Origin of the sequence: Exiguobacterium sp. RIT341 (genome assembly GCF_000632205.1) — a bacterium.
In the GTDB taxonomy this organism is placed as follows: domain Bacteria; phylum Bacillota; class Bacilli; order Exiguobacteriales; family Exiguobacteriaceae; genus Exiguobacterium_A.
Window position 1 is genome coordinate 1 of sequence record NZ_JFYW01000003.1, and the last position, 3,045, is coordinate 3,045.

Consider the following 3,045-nt stretch of genomic DNA (forward strand, 5'->3'; position numbering starts at 1 on the left):
ACTCGCACCTTGAAAACTGAAGACATCAACAAGACATCAAACTTTTAATTAACCATGTCATTAGACGTGTGTTCTTAGAATACCAACGCTAGATCAAGGTATGAAGGGCGTACGGTGGATGCCTTGGCACTAGGAGCCGATGAAGGACGCGACGAACAGCGATATGCTTCGGGGAGCAGTAAGTATGCTTTGATCCGAAGATTTCCGAATGGGGGAACCCACCATCCGTAATGGGATGGGACATGTTACATGAATACATAGTGTAGCGTGAGGCAGACCCGGGGAACTGAAACATCTAAGTACCCGGAGGAAGAGAAAGCAAATGCGATTCCCTGAGTAGCGGCGAGCGAAACGGGAACAGCCCAAACCGAAGAGCATGCTCTTCGGGGTTGTAGGACACTCTATACGGAGTCAAAAAGGAAGACAGTAGGTGAAGGACCTGGAAAGGTCGGCCGAAGAAGGTGACAGCCCTGTAGCTGAAACTGTTTTCCCTCCAGAGTGGATCCTGAGTACGGCGGGACACGTGAAACCCCGTCGGAATCCGGGAGGACCATCTCCCAAGGCTAAATACTCCCTAGTGACCGATAGTGAACCAGTACCGTGAGGGAAAGGTGAAAAGCACCCCGGAAGGGGAGTGAAATAGATCCTGAAACCGTATGCCTACAAGTAGTCAGAGCCCGTTAACGGGTGATGGCGTGCCTTTTGTAGAATGAACCGGCGAGTTACGATAACGCGCGAGGTTAAGCCGATGAGGCGGAGCCGTAGCGAAAGCGAGTCTGAACAGGGCGTTCAGTGCGTTGTCGTAGACCCGAAACCAGGTGATCTACCCATGTCCAGGATGAAGGTCAGGTAACACTGACTGGAGGTCCGAACCCACGCACGTTGAAAAGTGCGGGGATGAGGTGTGGGTAGCGGTGAAATGCCAATCGAACCTGGAGATAGCTGGTTCTCCCCGAAATAGCTTTAGGGCTAGCCTCGAGGTTGAGAGTTCTGGAGGTAGAGCACTGATTGGACTAGGGGCCCCCACAGGGTTACCGAATTCAGTTAAACTCCGAATGCCAGCAACTTATACTCGGGAGTCAGACTGCGAGTGATAAGATCCGTAGTCAAGAGGGAAACAGCCCAGACCGCCAGCTAAGGTCCCCAAGTGTATGTTAAGTGGAAAAGGATGTGGCGCTGCCTAGACAGCTAGGATGTTGGCTTAGAAGCAGCCACCATTCAAAGAGTGCGTAATAGCTCACTAGTCGAGTGGCGCCGCGCCGAAAATGTAACGGGGCTAAACATACCACCGAAGCTGCGGATTCCGTAAGGAATGGTAGGGGAGCGTTCCAAACCGCTGTGAAGCTGTACCGGAAGGAGCAGTGGAGCGTTTGGAAGTGAGAATGCCGGTGTGAGTAGCGAAAAGAGGGGTGAGAATCCCCTCCGTCGAAAGCCCAAGGTTTCCTGAGGAAGGCTCGTCCGCTCAGGGTTAGTCTGGACCTAAGCCGAGGCCGAAAGGCGTAGGCGATGGATAACAGGTTGATATTCCTGTACCGCCGATCCACCGTTTGAACAATGGGGGGACGCAGGAGGATAGTGACGCATGCGGATGGAAGTGCATGTGCAAGTTTCAAGACCGTCTGATTGGCAAATCCGTCAGGCATCACAGTCAAGGAACGACGCGGAGTCCCGTAGGGACGTAGGTCACGATTTCACACTGCCAAGAAAAGCCTCTAGTGAGGGGGAAGGCGCCAGTACCGTAAACCGACACAGGTAGGCGAGATGAGAATTCTAAGACGCGCGGGATAACTCTCGTTAAGGAACTCGGCAAAATGGTCCCGTAACTTCGGGAGAAGGGACGCTCTACATGAGTAGAGCCGCAGTGAATAGGCCCAAACGACTGTTTAGCAAAAACACAGGTCTCTGCTAAATCGCAAGATGACGTATAGGGGCTGACGCCTGCCCGGTGCTGGAAGGTTAAGGGGATGGGTTAGCGCAAGCGAAGCTTTGAACCGAAGCCCCAGTAAACGGCGGCCGTAACTATAACGGTCCTAAGGTAGCGAAATTCCTTGTCGGGTAAGTTCCGACCCGCACGAAAGGCGTAACGATTTGGGCACTGTCTCAACGAGAGACCCGGTGAAATCATAGTACCTGTGAAGATGCAGGTTACCCGCGACAGGACGGAAAGACCCCATGGAGCTTTACTACAGCCTGATATTGAGGCTTTGTGCATGATGTACAGGATAGGCGGGAGACGTCGAGCCCGGAGCGCCAGCTTCGGAGGAGTCACCCTTGGGATACCGCCCTTCATGCATAGAGTCTCTAACTCGCAGCCGTGATCCGGCTGGAGGACCGTGTCAGGCGGGTAGTTTGACTGGGGCGGTCGCCTCCTAAACAGTAACGGAGGCGCCCAAAGGTTCCCTCAGAATGGTTGGAAATCATTCGTAGAGCGCAAAGGCAGAAGGGAGCTTGACTGCGAGACCTACAAGTCGAGCAGGGACGAAAGTCGGGCTTAGTGATCCGGTGGTTCCGCATGGAAGGGCCATCGCTCAACGGATAAAAGCTACCCTGGGGATAACAGGCTGATCTCCCCCAAGAGTCCACATCGACGGGGAGGTTTGGCACCTCGATGTCGGCTCATCGCATCCTGGGGCTGGAGTAGGTCCCAAGGGTTGGGCTGTTCGCCCATTAAAGCGGTACGCGAGCTGGGTTCAGAACGTCGTGAGACAGTTCGGTCCCTATCCGTCGTGGGCGCAGGAAATTTGAGGAGAGCTGTCCTTAGTACGAGAGGACCGGGATGGACGCACCGCTGGTGTACCAGTTGTTCCGCCAGGAGCATCGCTGGGTAGCTACGTGCGGACGGGATAAATGCTGAAAGCATCTAAGCATGAAGCCCCCTCCAAGATGAGATTTCCCTTTGAGTAATCAAGAAAGACCCCTCAGAGACGATGAGGTAGATAGGTCACGGGTGGAAGCATGGCGACATGTGGAGCTGAGTGATACTAATCGGTCGAGGCCTTGTTCTAGCAGATGCATTGTTGATGACTTCAGTTTTGAGGGCGCGAG

1 rRNA gene is annotated in these 3,045 nt (G+C 53.9%); it reads left to right on the forward strand.

Going from position 1 to position 3,045, the window contains the following annotated elements:
* The first annotated feature begins 91 nt into the window (after positions 1 to 91).
* Positions 92 to 3,005 (forward strand): 23S ribosomal RNA (locus BW42_RS08835).
* The last annotated feature ends 40 nt before the right edge of the window (positions 3,006 to 3,045 follow it).